The 16940-nt window shown below is 59.1% G+C and carries 12 protein-coding genes, 12 tRNA genes, 2 rRNA genes and 1 pseudogene; 25 read left to right on the top strand and 2 right to left on the bottom strand.

The features are described from left to right. From VE009_RS14335 to VE009_RS27270, 25 genes are all read left to right on the top strand, one after another. Positions 1-228 (top strand): 23S ribosomal RNA (locus tag VE009_RS14335); the annotation flags it as partial. A gap of 66 nt (positions 229-294) precedes the next feature. Then, a 5S ribosomal RNA gene (gene rrf / locus VE009_RS14330) occupies positions 295-411 on the top strand. An 8-nt stretch (positions 412-419) separates the two neighbouring features. Then, positions 420-495: transfer RNA gene (locus VE009_RS14325), tRNA-Asn, on the top strand. Positions 496-499: 4 nt separating this feature from the next. Further along, positions 500-575 (top strand) — tRNA-Thr (locus tag VE009_RS14320). Between the two features lie 14 nt (positions 576-589). Then, a tRNA-Glu gene (locus VE009_RS14315) sits at positions 590-664 on the top strand. Positions 665-702: 38 nt separating this feature from the next. Then, positions 703-778, top strand: a tRNA-Val gene (locus VE009_RS14310). Between the two features lie 27 nt (positions 779-805). Further along, positions 806-881: transfer RNA gene (locus tag VE009_RS14305), tRNA-Thr, on the top strand. 9 nt (positions 882-890) lie between these two features. Next, positions 891-962, top strand: a tRNA-Gln gene (locus VE009_RS14300). 10 nt (positions 963-972) lie between these two features. Further along, a tRNA-Lys gene (locus VE009_RS14295) sits at positions 973-1045 on the top strand. An 18-nt stretch (positions 1046-1063) separates the two neighbouring features. Beyond that, positions 1064-1143 (top strand) — tRNA-Leu (locus tag VE009_RS14290). 79 nt (positions 1144-1222) lie between these two features. Then, a tRNA-Gly gene (locus VE009_RS14285) sits at positions 1223-1297 on the top strand. Between the two features lie 9 nt (positions 1298-1306). Then, positions 1307-1383 (top strand) — tRNA-Arg (locus VE009_RS14280). Positions 1384-1403: 20 nt separating this feature from the next. Further along, a tRNA-Pro gene (locus tag VE009_RS14275) sits at positions 1404-1477 on the top strand. A 5-nt stretch (positions 1478-1482) separates the two neighbouring features. Further along, positions 1483-1556, top strand: a tRNA-Gly gene (locus VE009_RS14270). 141 nt (positions 1557-1697) lie between these two features. Beyond that, a complete protein-coding gene (gene glsA / locus VE009_RS14265; protein ID WP_325008715.1) occupies positions 1698-2669 on the top strand; it encodes a glutaminase A in 972 nt (323 codons plus the stop codon). 147 nt (positions 2670-2816) lie between these two features. Then, positions 2817-5609 (top strand): phosphoenolpyruvate carboxylase, encoded by a 2793-nt coding sequence (ppc, locus tag VE009_RS14260; protein ID WP_325008709.1) that lies wholly within the window; start codon positions 2817-2819, stop codon positions 5607-5609. Between the two features lie 24 nt (positions 5610-5633). Further along, the gene (gene sigW / locus VE009_RS14255; protein ID WP_325008713.1) at positions 5634-6212 is read left to right on the top strand and encodes an RNA polymerase sigma factor SigW; all 579 of its coding nucleotides are present in this window, start codon (positions 5634-5636) and stop codon (positions 6210-6212) included. Positions 6213-6297: 85 nt separating this feature from the next. Then, a complete protein-coding gene (locus VE009_RS14250) occupies positions 6298-6918 on the top strand; it encodes a zf-HC2 domain-containing protein (RefSeq protein WP_325008707.1) in 621 nt (206 codons plus the stop codon). A 145-nt stretch (positions 6919-7063) separates the two neighbouring features. After that, a complete protein-coding gene (gene cdaA, locus VE009_RS14245) occupies positions 7064-7900 on the top strand; it encodes a diadenylate cyclase CdaA (RefSeq protein WP_325008705.1) in 837 nt (278 codons plus the stop codon). Then, complete coding sequence (locus tag VE009_RS14240; RefSeq protein ID WP_325008703.1) at positions 7893-9230, top strand: CdaR family protein; 1338 nt, start codon at positions 7893-7895, stop codon at positions 9228-9230. The genes cdaA and VE009_RS14240 overlap by 8 nt, the downstream gene beginning before the upstream one ends. A 117-nt stretch (positions 9231-9347) precedes the next feature. Then, positions 9348-10706 carry a phosphoglucosamine mutase gene (gene glmM / locus VE009_RS14235; RefSeq protein WP_325008701.1) on the top strand — a complete coding sequence of 453 codons (1359 nt, stop codon included), beginning with the start codon at positions 9348-9350 and terminating at the stop codon, positions 10704-10706. A 219-nt stretch (positions 10707-10925) separates the two neighbouring features. Continuing rightward, positions 10926-12272, top strand: coding sequence for a zinc-ribbon domain-containing protein (locus VE009_RS14230; RefSeq protein WP_325008700.1), 1347 nt, complete (start codon positions 10926-10928; stop codon positions 12270-12272). A gap of 19 nt (positions 12273-12291) precedes the next feature. Next, positions 12292-13455 carry a S1C family serine protease gene (locus tag VE009_RS14225; protein ID WP_325008699.1) on the top strand — a complete coding sequence of 388 codons (1164 nt, stop codon included), beginning with the start codon at positions 12292-12294 and terminating at the stop codon, positions 13453-13455. 595 nt (positions 13456-14050) lie between these two features. Further along, complete coding sequence (glmS, locus tag VE009_RS14220; protein WP_325008697.1) at positions 14051-15874, top strand: glutamine--fructose-6-phosphate transaminase (isomerizing); 1824 nt, start codon at positions 14051-14053, stop codon at positions 15872-15874. A gap of 191 nt (positions 15875-16065) precedes the next feature. Beyond that, on the top strand, positions 16066-16281 hold the full coding sequence (locus tag VE009_RS27270) for a helix-turn-helix domain-containing protein (protein ID WP_414694860.1): 216 nt from the start codon (positions 16066-16068) through the stop codon (positions 16279-16281). 246 nt (positions 16282-16527) lie between these two features. On the opposite strand, the pseudogene VE009_RS27330 reads toward VE009_RS27270, so the two are convergent. Continuing rightward, positions 16528-16683, bottom strand: a pseudogene (locus VE009_RS27330) (IS110 family transposase); the annotation flags it as partial. A gap of 154 nt (positions 16684-16837) precedes the next feature. After that, positions 16838-16933: an IS3 family transposase gene (locus VE009_RS14215; protein ID WP_325008711.1), complete on the bottom strand. Its 96-nt coding sequence runs from the start codon at positions 16931-16933 to the stop codon at positions 16838-16840. Positions 16934-16940 lie beyond the last annotated feature (7 nt).

The following is a 16940-nucleotide window of genomic DNA, read 5'->3' as shown; positions in this document are numbered from 1 at the left end:
GGACCGGGATGGACGTACCGCTGGTGTACCAGTTGTTCCGCCAGGAGCATCGCTGGGTAGCCAAGTACGGACGGGATAAGCGCTGAAAGCATCTAAGCGTGAAGCCCCCCTCAAGATGAGATTTCCCTGCTTGAAGACCCCTTGTAGACGACAAGGTTGATAGGTTCGAGGTGGAAGCGCAGCAATGCGTGCAGCTGACGAATACTAATCGGTCGAGGACTTATCCATTATATTCGGATGAATATCTCAGTTTCGCATCCAGTTTTCAGGGAGCAAAGCCCTGAACTATATAGGTTTGGTGATAATGGCGGAAGGGAACCACGCGTACCCATCCCGAACACGACCGGTAAGCCTTCCAGCGCCGATGGTACTTGGACCGCAGGGTCCCGGGAGAGTAGGACGTCGCCAAGCCTAACCGTTCCCCGATAGCTCAGTTGGTAGAGCACTCGACTGTTAATCGAGTTGTCACAGGTTCGAGTCCTGTTCGGGGAGCCATCTTGCTCCCATAGCTCAGTAGGTAGAGTGCATCCATGGTAAGGATGAGGTCACCGGTTCGATCCCGGTTGGGAGCTCCATCTTCTTTGCGCGAGGCCCGTTGGTCAAGGGGTTAAGACACCTCCCTTTCACGGAGGTAACAGGGGTTCGAATCCCCTACGGGTCACCATTTATGTATAAGACAAGCATCGCTTGATCATACTATAAGGGCGCTTAGCTCAGCTGGGAGAGCATCTGCCTTACAAGCAGAGGGTCGGCGGTTCGATCCCGTCAGCGCCCACCACTGCTGAGCAAAGCCTGAGGGAAGAGAGCCGCTGTAGCTCAATTGGTAGAGCAACTGACTTGTAATCAGTAGGTTGGGGGTTCAAGTCCTCTCGGCGGCACCACGTTCTTGATGGGGATTAGCCAAGCGGTAAGGCAACGGACTTTGACTCCGTCATGCCCAGGTTCGAATCCTGGATCCCCAGCTCTTATTGCGAGCCATTAGCTCAGTTGGTAGAGCACCTGACTTTTAATCAGGGTGTCGAAGGTTCGAGTCCTTCATGGCTCAGTTTGTTTCTTAACCCGAGCGCGTATGGCGGAATTGGCAGACGCACCAGACTTAGGATCTGGCGGGAGACCGTGGGGGTTCAAGTCCCTCTACGCGCATCGACTCCGTTCCGTCGCAAGTTTGAAATTAACACTTGCAACGTGAACGGATACCTGATATAATAGATCTTGCTTTCACGCGGACGTGGCTCAGTGGTAGAGCATCGCCTTGCCAAGGCGAGGGTCGTGGGTTCGAATCCCATCGTCCGCTCCAATTATTCTTGTGCCCTTAGCTCAGCCGGATAGAGCGTTTGACTACGAATCAAAAGGTCGGGAGTTCGAATCTCTCAGGGCACGCCATTTTTCAATCGAATACGTAACGGGACGTAGCTCAGCTTGGTAGAGCACCTGGTTTGGGACCAGGGGGTCGCATGTTCGAATCGTGTCGTCCCGATCGTTGCGGGTGTAGTTCAATGGTAGAACTTCAGCCTTCCAAGCTGATAGCGTGGGTTCGATTCCCATCACCCGCTCCATACATATACACACAAACCTCTGCGGTAGCGCAGGGGTTTTTCTTTGCGTTCCGCGGTGCAGCATGTAGTTGTTTTGGGAACCGCGCAGGGATACACTAAGATCAGTGATGTTGTTCCGGAGGAGGAACCTTAGTGCAGACGATCCCGAACGAAATCGGTCAGGAGACGCTGGAGCGGCTCATCCGCGACTACCGACCGTACACCAAGCAGGGCGCGGTAGCCGCCTACATCCCGGAGCTGGCGTATGCGAACCCCCATGCCCTCGGCATTGCGGCGGCGGGGGCGGACGGCTCCATCTTGAAAGCGGGCGACGCCGACACGTCGTTCACGCTGCAGAGCATCTCCAAAATTATTACGCTCATGGTCGCGTTGAACGACTGCGGGCCGGAGCGCGTGTTCTCGAAGGTCGGCATGGAGCCGAGCGTCGATCCGTTCAACTCGATCGTGAAGCTGGAGACGCTCGATCACAAGAAGCCGCTGAACCCGATGATTAACGCGGGCGCGATCGTCATCGCTTCGCTGCTGTCGGGCGGCGGAAGCGTCGATGCGCGGCTGCAGCATCTATGCGACACCGTATCGCGCATAACCGGACGATCCAGCATCCGCTTCAATGAGAAGGTCTACGAGTCGGAGCGTCGGACGGGCGATCGCAACCGCGCGCTGGCGTACTTCATGAAGAGCACCGGCATCATCGACTCGGACGTCGACGTCGAGAAGACGCTTGATCTGTATTTCAAGGCATGCTCCCTGGAGGTCGACTGCGTCGATCTCGCGAAAATCGGGCTGTTCTTCGCGCTGTGGGGCAAATGCGTCGAGTCGCAAACGGACGGCACGTGCAGCACGAAAGAGATCGTTACGCCCGAAATTGCGCAGATCGTGACGACGATCATGATTACGTCCGGCATGTATAACCACTCGGGCGAGTTTTTCCTGAAAGTAGGCCTTCCTGCGAAAAGCGGGGTCAGCGGCGGGATCGTCGCGTTCTCCCCGAACCGATACGGTTTCGGGTTGTTCGGTCCGGCGATCGACGCGGCGGGCAACAGCGTAGCCGGGGTGAAAATGCTCGAGGAATTGTCGCGCTCTCACCGGCTGCACTTGGTTTCGCCGCATTGACCGGCGTTCGGCATCTCCGAACAGGCTAGATAGATGAAATTGGATAAACTTTTTGCAAAAAATCCGAGATTTATCGTTGGAATTTTAGTACAATAAAGAGATGACATCGTGGCTTTCAGGCCACATTCAACGGGGTGAGAAGAGACCATGACGGAAACGACAGCCGCCCAAGCCGCGCCGCTTTCGAGCCATCAGTTGCTTCGGAGAGACGTTCGCTTTCTGGGGAACATTCTCGGCGAGGTGCTTGTCCATCAAGGCGGCAACGAACTATTGGGGATCGTAGAACGAATCCGGGAAATGAGTAAAACGCTGCGCGCCAGCTATATTCCCGAGATTTACGAGGAGTTCAAATCGATCATCGCTACGCTCGATCCGCAAGTACGGCGCAGCGTAATTCGCGCCTTCGCGGTGTACTTCCAATTGGTAAACATCGCGGAGCAAAACCACCGCATCCGCCGCAAACGCGATTACGAGCGTTCTTCCGGGGAAGTCGCGCAGCCGGGCTCGATCGAGAGCATCGTATCCGAGCTGAAGGGGCGCGGCGTGGACGCGGAAGACATCCAAGATATTTTGCAGGGCATTTCGCTGGAGCTCGTTATGACGGCGCACCCGACGGAAGCGATGCGCCGCGCGATCCTCGACATCCATAAGCGGATCGCCGACGAAATGATGCAGCTCGACAATCCGACGCTGACGCATCGCGAGCGCGAACGGCTTCGCGAGAAACTGCTCAGCGAAGTGCTGACGCTGTGGCAGACGAACGAGCTGCGCGACCGGAAGCCGACCGTCATCGACGAGGTGCGCAACGGCCTGTACTACTTCGACGAGACGCTGTTCGACGTCATTCCGGAAGTGTACGAGGAGATGGAGCGCTGCCTCAACAAATATTACCCGGGCGCGAAATGGCACGTCCCGACGTTCCTCCGCTTCGGTTCCTGGATCGGCGGCGACCGCGACGGTAATCCGTCCGTTCGGGCGAACGTGACGTGGGAGACGCTGTTGCTGCACCGCCAGCAGGCGCTGCGGAAATACGAAGAAGCGCTGAAGGAAGGCATCCGATTGCTCAGCTTCAGCTCGACGCTGGTGACCGTGTCGGACGAGCTGGTGAAGTCGATCGAGAAAGATCGCGCGGAGATGGGCTCCGCTTCCGAGGGCATTTGGCGGAACGAAGCCGAGCCGTACCGGGTGAAGCTGACGTACATGATTCAGCGCATCCAGAACACGCGCCGCGGCGTACAGAAGGCGCAGGGCAAGTACGAGTCGCCGGAAGCATTCCTCGCGGACCTGCATATCATCGAGCGCAGCCTGCGCGGCCATTACGCCGATGTGTCGGCGGATACGTACGTCGCGAAGCTCATTCGTCAGGTCGAATTGTTCGGCTTCCATTTGGCCGCTCTCGATGTGCGCCAGCACAGCAAAGAGCACGAATCGGCGATGCAAGAGATTTTGGCGAAATTGGGGATCGTCGACGACTATGCGTCGTTGTCGGAGGAAGCGAAGGTCGAACTGCTCATCAAGCTGCTGGAAGACCCGCGCCCGCTCACGTCGGAATACTACAATTATTCCGAAGGCACGCAGGAATGCTTGGACGTCGTGCGCACGATTCGGCGCGCGCAAGAGGAATTCGGTCCGCGCGCGGTGCGAACCTACCTGATCTCGATGACGCAGGGCGCGAGCGACATTCTCGAGGTGTTGGTGCTCGGGAAGGAAGCCGGCCTCTTCACGAAGCGTCCGGACGGCACGGTGCATGCGTCGTTCCAGTCGGTGCCGCTGTTCGAAACGATCGAAGACTTGCACGCGGCGCCTGACATCATGCGCGCGCTGTTCAAGGTGCCGACGTATCGCCAGAGCATCGACGCGCTGGACGGCATTCAGGAAATTATGCTCGGCTATTCCGACAGCAACAAGGACGGCGGCGTGCTGACCGCCAACTGGGAGCTGCGGGTGGCGCTGCAGTCGATCACGGACGCGGCGAACGAGCACGGCGTGAAGCTGAAGTTTTTCCACGGCCGAGGCGGGGCGCTCGGACGAGGCGGGATGCCGCTCAACCGCAGCATCCTCGCTCAGCCGCCGCATACGCTCGGAGGCGGCATCAAAATCACCGAGCAGGGCGAGGTGCTCTCCTCGCGGTATTCGCTGCAGGGCATCGCGTACCGGAGCCTCGAGCAGGCGGCGTCGGCGTTGCTGACGGCGGCCGTCGCGGCGCGCAACCCGCAAAGCACGCTCGAAGAGCATACGTATGAAACATACATGAGGTCGATGTCGGAAGTGGCGCAGCGGAAGTATCAGGACCTTGTCTTCCGGGATCCGGACTTCTTGAAGTTCTTCCGCGAGTCGACGCCGCTGCCGGAAATCGGCGAGCTCAACATCGGCTCTCGTCCGTCCAAGCGGAAGAACAGCGACCGGTTCGAAGATTTGCGCGCCATCCCTTGGGTGTTCGCGTGGACGCAAAGCCGGTACTTGTTCCCGGCGTGGTACGGCGCGGGCACGGGCCTCAAGTCGTTCCTCGACGCCGGACCGGACCGGATGCCGATTCTGCAGGAGATGTATGCGAAATGGTCGTTCTTCAAAGGCCTCATCGACAACCTGCAGATGGCGCTGGCGAAAGCAGACCTGCTGATCTCCCGCGAATACGCCGGCATGATCAAGGACGATACGGTACGCGAGCGCATTTTCACGGAAATCGAGAACGAGTATAAGCTGACGTCGGATTTGATTTTGCAAATTACGGGACAAGAAGAGATTCTCGATAACGTGCCGATCATTCAAGAGTCGATCCGGCTGCGGAATCCGTACGTCGATCCCCTCAGCTACTTGCAGGTTCGCCTGCTGCGCGAGCTTCGGGACAAACGGGACCGCAACGAGGACGATGCCGAGCTGCTTAGGGAAGTGTTGCTCACGATCAACGGCATTGCCGCGGGGCTCCGGAATACGGGCTAAGGAGACATACCCTGACGCATGGATATGCACTCGATCGAAACGCGGCTCGCGAGGCTTGCCAAAGCCGGCGACCGGGGCGCGTTCGCGGACTTGGTTGAACTCTACAAAGATAAAATTTACCATCTCGCGTTTCGGATGCTGGGAAACCGGCAGGAAGCGGAGGACGTCGTGCAAGAGACGTTCCTCCGCGTCTACCGGAGCTTGGACCGATACGACGAAGAGATGAAGTTTTCGACCTGGATTTACCGGATCGGGACGAACTTATCCATCGACCGGCTGCGCAAGCGGAGGACGTCGACGTATTCGCTGGACGCGGACGTCGGCGGGGATGGGGAGGGGACCGACTGGCACGCCATGCTCGCGAGCGAGGAGCCGACCCCCGAAGGGAAAATACTGCTGTCCGAGACGCAGCGCCGCATCCGCGACGCCATCGAGTCGCTGCCGAAGAAATATAAATCCGTCGTCGTCCTGAAATACTTGCACGACATGTCGCTCCAAGAAATCGGAGACGTGCTCGATATGCCTGTGACGACCGTCAAAACGCGCGTGCACCGCGGACGCGAGTTTTTGCGCAAAAAGTTGGAAGGCGAAGATTTGACGTGAACGGAAAAATGAAACATCGAGCGGACTCGTACGTATCGTATATGCAGAACGTATTTTTCACGGAAGGGGAAAGGAGGTGCCCGCCATGGACTGTAAAGAAGCCCTCCCTTTGATTCACGAGTATTTGGACGACGATCTCGAGGCGGAACGGGCGCTGGCGCTGAAGCAGCATCTCCACGACTGCTCCGACTGCTCGGCGCTGCTGAGACAGTATGAACAGGTCGAGGCGCTGGCCCGCGTGCTGGAGAAGCCTCGCGCGCCATCCGGGCTGACGGCGTCGATCATGGCGTCGCTGCCGCCGGAGCGCTCGAGCCGCAGCTGGTCGCGCTGGATCCGCCGACATCCGGCCGCGACGGCCGCCGCCGCGTTTTTGTTCGTGATGATCAGCAGCTTCCTGTCGCTCTGGAATCAAGGCACGCAGCTCGCAGTGCGGGGAGACGATCTGGAAGGCAACATCATCATCGAGGAAGGACGCGTCATCGTGCCGCCCGACGCGACGGTGCGGGGCGACTTGATCGTGGAGAACGGCACGGTGCAGGTCGACGGCGAGCTGGAAGGCAACCTGACCGTCATCGACGGCAACGTCGCGCTGGCGTCCGCGTCGCATATTTCCGGCCGCATCACGGAAGTGGATCGGGCGCTCGATTACATTTGGTATAAACTGGGCGAGTGGTTCGGCGCGATGCTGCCGGCTCCCCAAACGTAACGCAGATTGGGAATCCCTTCGGAAACGGAGGGATTTTTTTGTTTTGTTAGGAGCGCGTCCCTATTTGTGATATGATATTTCCAAATGACTTGTACAGACCGGGGAACCGGAAAAGAGGCATACGTGGCGTCGGGGGGACGGACCGGTGGACATTGTACCAGAATGGACATGGTCGACTACGCTGAAGGAAATCGTAGACATCACCATTGTCAGTTACATCATATATAAATTGATACTGCTGGTCCGCGGCACGCGCGCGGTACAGCTGCTCAAAGGGATCGTCGTGCTGATCGCCGTCTGGGCGGTCAGTTATATTTTCGAGCTTCACACGCTGCAGTGGCTGATGAACCAGCTGTTCACGTGGAGCGTCGTCGCGGTGTTCATCATCTTCCAGCCGGAGCTGCGGCGGGCGCTCGAACAGCTCGGCCGAGGGAAAATATTCACGGTCGGCACGAACGACGAAGATCATACGGTGAACGAACGCATCAATCAAGTGATCGCGGCGCTGCATTTGCTGTCGGGGCGGCGCATCGGGGCGCTGATCGTATTCGAGCGGGAGACGGGGTTGTCCGAATATATCGAGTCCGGCATTCAGCTCGAGTCGTCCATCAGCACCGAGCTGCTCGTCAACATTTTCATCCCGAACACTCCTTTGCACGACGGGGCCGTCATCATCCGCGGCGGTCAAATTATGGCGGCCGGCTGTTATTTGCCGTTGTCGGAAAACCCGTTCATCAGCAAGGAACTGGGCACCCGCCATCGGGCGGCGATCGGGATGAGCGAGGCGTCGGACGCGATCGTCGTCATCGTCTCCGAGGAGACGGGGCAAATTTCGCTGGCGATTCACGGGCAGATGGTTCGTGACATCAAGGAAGAGTCGCTCATCGCCAAGCTCCATGAGGAGCTGAATCCGAAGATGAAGAAGAAAACGAAGGACCGTTCGTTCTTCCTGCGGAAGAAGGGGGAGCGGCCTCATGGATAATTGGTTGCGGCATAACAACGTCATCCGCGTCGTGGCCGTCGTGGTCGGCATCCTGCTGTGGGTCATCGTGCGGCTCGATTTGCAAAACTCCTCGGGGCCGACGCAGCCGACGACCGTTTCGCAAACGTATACGAACGTGGGCGTGCAGGTCGTGGGGCTGGACGAGGAGCGATATACGCTGCTGTCGTACGAGCCTGCGAGGGTGTCGTTAACCGTCGTCGGCACGGCGTCCGCGCTGCGGCGCGTCGACATTAACGATTATCGCGTCGTGCTGAATTTGACGGACATCGCGGCGGGCGAACATCAGGTGTCGCTGACGCCCGAAGGATTCCCGAACAATGTCCAAGTCGTGCTCGATCCGCCGAACGTGACGGTGACCATCGACGAGAAGGAACGGAAGGAAGTGCCCGTGTCGATCCAGACAGTCGGCTCGCCGGCCGACGGTTATACGGCGGGCGAAGCGATCGCGCAGCCGAACCGAGTGAACGTGACCGTGATCAGCAGCGAAGCGGATCGGGTGGCGGGCGTCGTCGGCACGATCGATATCGCCGGCGCGACCGCTTCCGTGAAGCAGCAGGTGAAGCTCGTCGCGATCGATCAGGACGGGCAAGAGCTGGACGTGGCCGTGACGCCTGCGGTCGTCGACGTCGAGGTGCCGATCACGAGCCCGTTCAAGACGATGCCGCTGCAGATCGCGCTCGTCGGGAACACGCCGGCCGGCTACGCCGTCGCTTCGTTCGAGCAGAGCGCTTCGGAAGTGACCGTATTCGCGCCGCAGGCGTTCCTTAACTCGCTCGAGTTTTACGACGGGCTGCGGATCGATCTGTCGCAGCTGACGGAGACGACGACGTTCGAATTCGATATCGCGCCGAAGCAAGGTGTGGAGCGCGTCGAGCCGGCGAAGGTGACGGCGAAGGTGACGGTCGTGCCGGCCGTCGTCCAGACGCTGCCCGGCGTTCCGGTGACGCTGAACGGCGGCAGCGCGAATTACGAGTACCGCATCGTCGACCCGACGGCCGGAGAGCTGGACGTCCCGGTTGAGGGCGCTCCCGGCGTTATCGAGAAATTGTCGCCCCGGGACGTCCGAGCGATCGTCGACGTGAGCAATTTGGCGCCGGGGATGTACGAGCTGCCGATCGACTACAGCTTGCCGTCGTTCGTCGAAACGGCGGACGGCGCGTCATCGATCGTTCGCGTGGAAGTTGCGCCGAAGAGCGACGCCGCGTCGGCGGACCCTGCCGCGCCTCTGGACGACGGCTCCGTAGAGGGCGGCGACGCCGTCGGTCCCGGAGAGGAGCCGGCGGCGCCGTCGGAGCCTGAAGCGGAATAGCCGGCGATTCCGGTGCACCAATAGGCGAGTGCCTGCGTTTAATGGAAGTAGATTGAAAAGATAACGTTGCGTGACAAACGCAGCTTAGAGAACGACGAGAAGGAGAGACAGAGAAAGATGGGGAAGTATTTCGGAACGGACGGCGTCCGCGGTGTCGCGAACGAAGGATTGACGCCGGAGCTGGCGTATAAGATCGGCCGCTGCGGCGGCTATGTGTTGACGAGAGGGGCGGCGTCCGGCAAGCAGCCGACGGTCGTGATCGGGCGGGATACGCGCGTATCCGGGCCGATGCTGGAGGCGGCGCTCGTCGCGGGCCTGACGTCCATCGGGGCGAACGTCGTGCGCATCGGCGTCGTGACGACGCCGGCGGTCGCTTATTTGACCCGCAAGCTCGGGGCGGACGCGGGCGTTATGATTTCGGCGTCGCATAACCCGGTCGAGGACAACGGGATCAAGTTTTTCGGCGGCGACGGTTTTAAGCTGAGCGACGAGACGGAGTACGAAATCGAGGAGCTGATGGACGCGGCGGTCGACGAGCTGCCGCGCCCGATCGGCGCCGCGCTCGGCACCGTCCGCGACGACGACGACGCGAAGTGGCTGTACGCCGAGTATGTGCGCTCGGTGACGCCGGTTCGCTTCGACGGTAAGAAGATCGTGTTGGACTGCGCGCACGGAGCCGCTTACGAGCTGGCGCCGCGCATTTTCCGCGAATTGGGCGCGGAAGTGATCGCCGTCGGCGCCGAGCCGAACGGCCTCAACATCAACGCGGACGTCGGGTCGACGCATACGGAGACGATCCGCGCGGCGACGCTGGAGCATGGCGCGTTCCTGGGGTTGTCGTTCGACGGCGACGCCGACCGGCTGATCGCGGTGGACGAGAACGGCGAAGAGGTGGACGGCGATTACATTCTGGCCATTTGCGGCGACGCGATGCGCCGGGCGGGCAAGCTTAAGCACGACACGGTCGTGACGACGGTCATGAGCAACCTCGGCTTCTTCAAAGCGGCGCGCGAGCTCGGGCTGCAAACGGCGAAGACGGCGGTCGGCGACCGTTACGTGATGGAGGAGATGCGCCGCGGCGGGTACAACCTCGGGGGCGAACAGTCGGGGCATGTCATTTTCCTCGATTACAACACGACGGGCGACGGCATTCTGACGGGATTGCAGCTGATGGCGACCGTCGTCGAATCGGGCCGCACGCTCGGCGAGCTGAAGCGGGTGATGCAGAAGTTCCCGCAGGTGCTCGTGAACGTGCGCGTGTTCGACAAAGCCGGCCTGAAGGATAACCCGGCGGTCGCGGCGGCGATCCGCAAGGCGGAAGCGGCGCTCGGGGAGAACGGGCGCGTGCTCGTTCGCCCGTCGGGCACGGAGCAGCTTGTGCGCGTGATGGCCGAGGGGCCGGACAAGGCGGATATCGAAGCGCATGTCGAGCGCATCGCCGACGTCGTCCGCGCGGAATTGGGCGGCGCGCAGTAATCGGTTTGGAAGGCAGCGGCTCTGCACCTTTCGGTGCGGGGCCGTTTTATTTAGGTCGAGCATGTCGGCGAAATCGCTTCGGGCCGCGCGGCGTTTACCGGCGGCGGCGGATCGAGTTGGGCGGCGCAGGCAGGAGTTTGGCGAAAACTGTCGAATAGGTCGGGGTTGGTTTTTTAATCGATGGTCAGTTTTGACGATCAGTTTAAAGGAGACTTAGGGATGTATTGTATACATTGCGGGACGGCGCTGCCGCCGGACAGCAAGTTTTGCACCCATTGCGGGAAAGCCGTATATCGCCCGGAACCCGGGCCGGATAACGCTCAAGGGACGGAGCGGGACGTCGCCGGGGAGCCGAGCGCGTTCCCCGCATTCGCCGCGGAGGCGGAGGCGGAGGTGGCTGCGTCTGCCGAGCCGGGAGCGGCTGTGCCGGCGCCGCCGATTGCGTCGAGCGCGAAGGGGGACGCCCGAGCGGCCGCCGTGCCGCCATCCGCCGCCGCCGTGAAGGCGCCGCCGGGCAAGCCCAAGAGCCGAGCCGTGTACTGGCTGCTGCCGCTGCTTTGCACGCTGCTGTCCGCGGCGTCGGTGGCCGGCGTCTTCGCGTATCAGACGTTCGTGAACATGGAGGTCGATCGGCTCCATACGGAGGCGGAGCGGCTCGCGCTGGAAGGCGATTGGAGAGGAGCGCTCGATCGCATCGACGCCGCGCTGGAGAAGCGACCCGGCCACGCGCTGCTGAAGAACGACCGCCAAGTGCTGCTCGATACAATGCTGCTGGACGATAAAATCGCCGGCACGACCGACGATCTGGAAGCGAAGGAATACGACGAGGCGAAGCAGCGAATCGAGACGGTGAAGGATCAGCTCGAGGATCGGAGCGGCGCGGTGTACGCGCTGCTGTCGGCCAAGGCGGACCGCCAGGAAGAGACGATCGTGCTGACACAGGTGAAGAACGAATACCCGGAGGCGGCGACGCTCGCGCAGCTGACGCCGTATTTGAAGCTGCTGAAGCCGTACGACAGCGAAGAAGCGAAGGCGGCGTCCAAGGAAATTGCGGACAAGATCGTCGACGTCGCCCACAAGCAGGCGTCCGAGGCGCTGGCCGACAAAAATTTCGCCGAGGCGCTCTCGACGATCAACGAAGCGCTGGTTCACGCCAAGGACGCCGATAAGCTCGAAGAGCTTAAGGAGCGGGTAGAAGCGGAGCAAACTGCTTTCGAGGAAGCCGAGCGGGAACGTTTGGAATCGGCGATGAAGGCCGCATCGCAGGAAGATCTCCGCAACCGGACGGAAGCGGTGGAGCTCGTGTCGATCTACGCGTATCCGGACGAATACGGCTATTTCAACATCGAAGGCGAAATTCGCAACATCGCGACGAGGCCGATCAGCTCCGTTATGCTGTATTATGACATTTTGGACGGATGGGGCGACGTGCTGTACTCAGATTCGTTATACGTGGATACCGAATATTTGGGCGTCGGCGAAACGGGCACGTTCTACGTGTATTACGACCACGACGGCATGATGGATTCCGTGAACGTAACGAGCGCGGAATGGATCGTGCACTAAGGAAGGAGAGCGGCGCAACATGAAACTAGCGGCAACGATCGTGATCTCCTTGGCGATTTTACTCGCGGGCGGAACGGCTTCCTTCGTGCTGAACGGATATTGGAGCAAGCCGGCGGCGTCGGGCGTATCCGAGCTCGGCAAACCTCCGGCGCTGGAGGATGCGGGCGGCTCCGACGGAGAAGAGGACGAGGGCGCGCCCGATCTGAAGGAAATGATCCGCACCCACCAGCAGCGGGTCGTCTCCATCGAAGCGTCGTACGCCTTCGGCTCCGGGCAAGGCTCCGGGTTTCTCTACAACGATCTGGGAGACGTCGTGACGAACGCGCACGTCGTCGCGGGGGCGGAGAGCGTCATGGTGAAGCTCAGCGACACGAGCCTGCTGCCCGGCCAAGTGATCGGCATCGACGAGGAGAAGGACGTCGCGCTCATTCGGGTCGACGGCCTCGCCGGCGAGGAGCCGCTCCAGCTTGAGCTGGACAAGGAAGCGGAAGTCGGGGACGCCGTCGTCGCGTTCGGCAGCCCGCTGGGCTTCGACAATACGGTGACGACCGGCATCATCAGCGGCCTCGACCGGGATCTCGACATCGACAACATTAAATACAGGGACGTATACCAAATTTCGGCGCCGATCACGAACGGGAACAGCGGGGGACCGCTGGTGCTCGAAGCGTCGGGCAAAGTGATCGGGATTAACTCCGCGGGGAACGACCAAGGCAACATCGGGTTCAGCATCCCGATCCACCAAGTGATCGACATGTTAGAGGCTTGGAGCGACAATCCCGACGAAGCGCTGGCCGCGGCCACAAACGGAGCCAACAGCGGCGGAACGGCGTTCACCGAAGAGTTGGTGGCGGAGGATGCCCAATATTTGCTGACGTTCTTCTACGAGAGCATTAATTCCGGCGATTACGTGACGGCGTACAGCCTGCTCGGCAGCGAGTGGCAGACCGGCACGACGTACGAGTCGTTCCGAGAGGGTTACTTGTATACGACAGGCGCATACGTGACGGACATGACCGTCGTCTCCGCCTCGGAGGAGTCCGCCGTGCTAGACGTGGTCATCGAGGCGTGGGAGCTTGAAGACGGGGAGCCGCTGCTGAGCTACTACGAGCTGCAGTACACGGTCAAACCGGAAAACGGAACGCTGAAAATCGTATCGGGCAAAGGACAACGGCTGGAGTAGCGAATGCAATGCAAGTTGGGACGCATCCGGGATGACCGGGGGCGTCCTTTTGCGCCTTTTCCATGAAAAACCATGAAAAAAGGCAGTTGCCATAGGCGGGGGAAATGCATAAGATAGGTATATGACTTTGGAAGGGAAAGTGAGGGTAGACACGATCGGTTTTACAAGCGCCAGAGCTTGGAGCGGGAATCGCGCGGAGCGGACGCATGGCGACATGCGGGACGATCAGCGTCAAGCGGCTAACGGAAAGCGGCTTGATGCGGGAAGCGGGATCGACGGCCAAGCTGACGAGGTGGAGGCGTTCGAGAATTGTATTCGGCGGGGACCTCCCGGCAGTGCCGCCAGGGCCGATGAATGGGACGGCAAAACGAGAAGGCGACTTCTCCGACAAGAATCCCATATGGCGGATGATGAGCAGGTAACGAACGGCGACTTGCCCGAGAGCGGTCGGTTAGTTTTCTGCGGCTTCTAGAGGCAGTGACGACATTTTCATAAAAACAGGACTAGAAAATTCTGTAAGGTTTTGGCCATGCCATGACCCTGACTTTGTGCGCTCTTTCTGCCTCCTACCTAAATAATCGGAGGGGTATTCACTATGTGTGGAATTGTAGGATATATCGGTCATCGGGATTCGCAGGGCATTTTGGTCGAAGGGTTGAAAAAGCTGGAGTACCGCGGGTACGACTCCGCAGGCATTGCAGTGTATAGCGACGGGGGTCTCGTCGTTCGGAAGGCGAAAGGCCGCCTCGCCGTATTGGAAGGGCAATTGTGCGAGCAGCCGGTCGTCGGCTCCGCCGGGATCGGCCATACGCGCTGGGCGACGCACGGCAAGCCGTCCGACGTCAACTCGCACCCGCATACGGACGAGAAGCAACAAATTTCCGTCGTTCACAATGGCATCATCGAGAATTATATCCCGCTGAAAGAGGAGCTCATCGCGAAAGGCTACAAATTCGTGTCCGATACGGATACGGAGGTCATCGCGCATTTGATTTCCGACCTGTACGAGGGGGATATCGTGGCTGCCGTGCGCGCGGCCGTGAAGCGGATGCGCGGCGCGTTCGGTCTCGGCGTGCTGGCGGAGGCGGAGCCGGATAAGCTCGTTGCGGTCCGGATGCACTCCCCGCTCATTATCGGTCTCGGCCAGAACGAGAACTTCATCGCTTCCGACATTCCGGCCATTCTCGAGCATACGCGCGACGTGTATATTCTGAACGACGGCGAAATGGCGATCCTCACGAAGGACGGCGTGACGCTGACGGACCTTGAGGGCGGGGAAATTTCCCGCGAAGCGTACCGCGTCGAGTGGGATTTGGAGACGGCCGAGAAGGGCGGCTACGAGCACTTCATGCTCAAGGAAATCAACGAGCAGCCGCGCGCGTACCGCGACACGATGAGCCCGCGCATCGACGGCAGCCGCGTCGTCCTGCCTGACGTCGGTCTCACGGAAGACATCGTTCGCTCGATTCGCCGCATTCAGATCGTCGCTTGCGGCACCGCGTCGCATGCCGGTCTCGTCGGCAAGAGCGTGATCGAGCAGCTCGCCCGCATCCCGGTCGAGACGGATGTCGCGTCTGAGTATCGCTACCGCGACCCGATCATCACATCCGACACGCTCGTCATCGTCGTTTCGCAATCGGGCGAAACGGCCGACACGCTCGCGGCGCTCCGCGAGGCGAAACGCCAAGGCGCGCGCGTGCTAGCGATTACGAACGTCGTCGGCTCCTCGGTCGCGCGAGAAGCGGACCATGTCATCTTGACGATGGCCGGTCCGGAAATCGCGGTCGCGTCCACGAAGGCGTACACGACGATGCTGATCGCGTTCTACCTGCTCGGCCTCTATATTGCGCAAACGCTCGAAACGGTACCGGCTTCGTTCATCGAAGAGACGCTGGACGCCATGCAGAAGCTGCCGGAACAGGTCGAGGCGCTGCTGGGGAAAGCCGACCTGATGAAGAAGGTCGCGCAGCAGTTCAAGCAGACGGAAAACTTGTTCTTCATCGGCCGCGGCCTCGATTACGCCGCCGTCGTCGAAGGTTCGCTGAAGCTGAAAGAGATTTCTTATATCCACTCTGAAGCGTACGCGGCGGGCGAACTGAAGCACGGCACGCTGGCACTGATCACGGAAGGCACGCCGGTCATCGCGCTGGCGACGCAGGAGGCGCTGTTCGAGAAGACGCTCAGCAACATCGTCGAAGTGAAAGCGCGCGGCGCGAAGGTGCTCGGCATCGCGAACGAAGGCCACACCGAGATCGCGAAGGAAGCCGACGAGACGCTGTACATCCCGCGCACGCTGCCGCTTCTGACGCCGGCGCTGTCCGCGATCCCGCTGCAGCTGCTCGCGTACCACGTCTCCGTGGCGCGCGGCAACGACGTCGACAAGCCGCGCAACCTGGCGAAGAGCGTGACGGTGGAGTAAGGGAACAGTAGGCAAACACGGATTTTGTTGTTCAGTGACATTAGAGTTGGGAAATTGACATTAGACTCGGGAAATTGACAATAGAGTTGGGAAGTTGTCATTAGAGTCGGGAAATAAGTTCGACAAAACATTTTACAGCATGAAGGCCTCGAAGGTAATGTGTCGGGGCCTTTCTGCATCCTGGAGGCAATATGGATAGCATCGGTGAGCGAGTTAAGCACATTCGATTGATGCATCATTTAAACCAACAACAATTCTCAGCAACAATACATATTTCCCAAGGTCGACTAAGTGAGATTGAAAAGAACTTATGTAAACCTTCAGCTGAAACGTTAATTTCTTTGTCCCAAGAATATAAAGTCAATTTGAATTGGCTCCTACTTGGGGAGGGAGAGGAGCTCAAATAAAGGGGTATCTTCGTAGAGAAGATACCCCTTTATTACGTATCGGTATATGTTTTTAGGCCGAGAAATAAGGTTAGTCTGTGATAATTGAGAATTGTCGACAGGTATTAAAATATACCAGCTAATAGCTTGTCAAAATTACCGACATAACGAAATCAAATCGTATGGTCTAGTGAAAAGTAGGCATGCCAGATAACCCTCCATTCCATCATTCATTTGTGGAAGGTTATTCCAACCCTTAGCTGAGTATTAAACAGTACGGAAAGCTATTTGCGTTTTTAAGATCAAGAGGACCAACTTATTTGCACATGCGACTAAGGCTACTTTATGCGGCTTTCCTTCGGCTCGATTACGTGCGTAGATCTCCTTCAACATGGTATTTCGGGATCGGATCAAACCGCATTGTGACTGTTTAGATTAATGTTTTGTTCCAAACAATTAAGTGTTGTTCCAAGTTATAAATCTACAAATAAGTGTTGTTCCGCTTAAAGCACCACCACCACGAGAAGCCCCGAGCGTATTGGTCAAGACCCATTTTAGTGGACAGTTAAATAAGACCCTATGCTGAGAACTGGCACCTGTACTCTACAGGTGTCAGTTTTTTTAGCTTTCTCTGAGGCCGGTCGTGGTTATAAAAGTGAATATATGCCTCAATTCGCCTT

The sequence above is a fragment of the Paenibacillus sp. genome (assembly GCF_035645195.1).
Taxonomy (GTDB): domain Bacteria; phylum Bacillota; class Bacilli; order Paenibacillales; family YIM-B00363; genus Paenibacillus_AE.
Note: the sequence above shows the minus strand (reverse complement) of the source record. Positions and strands in the feature narration are given on the sequence as shown.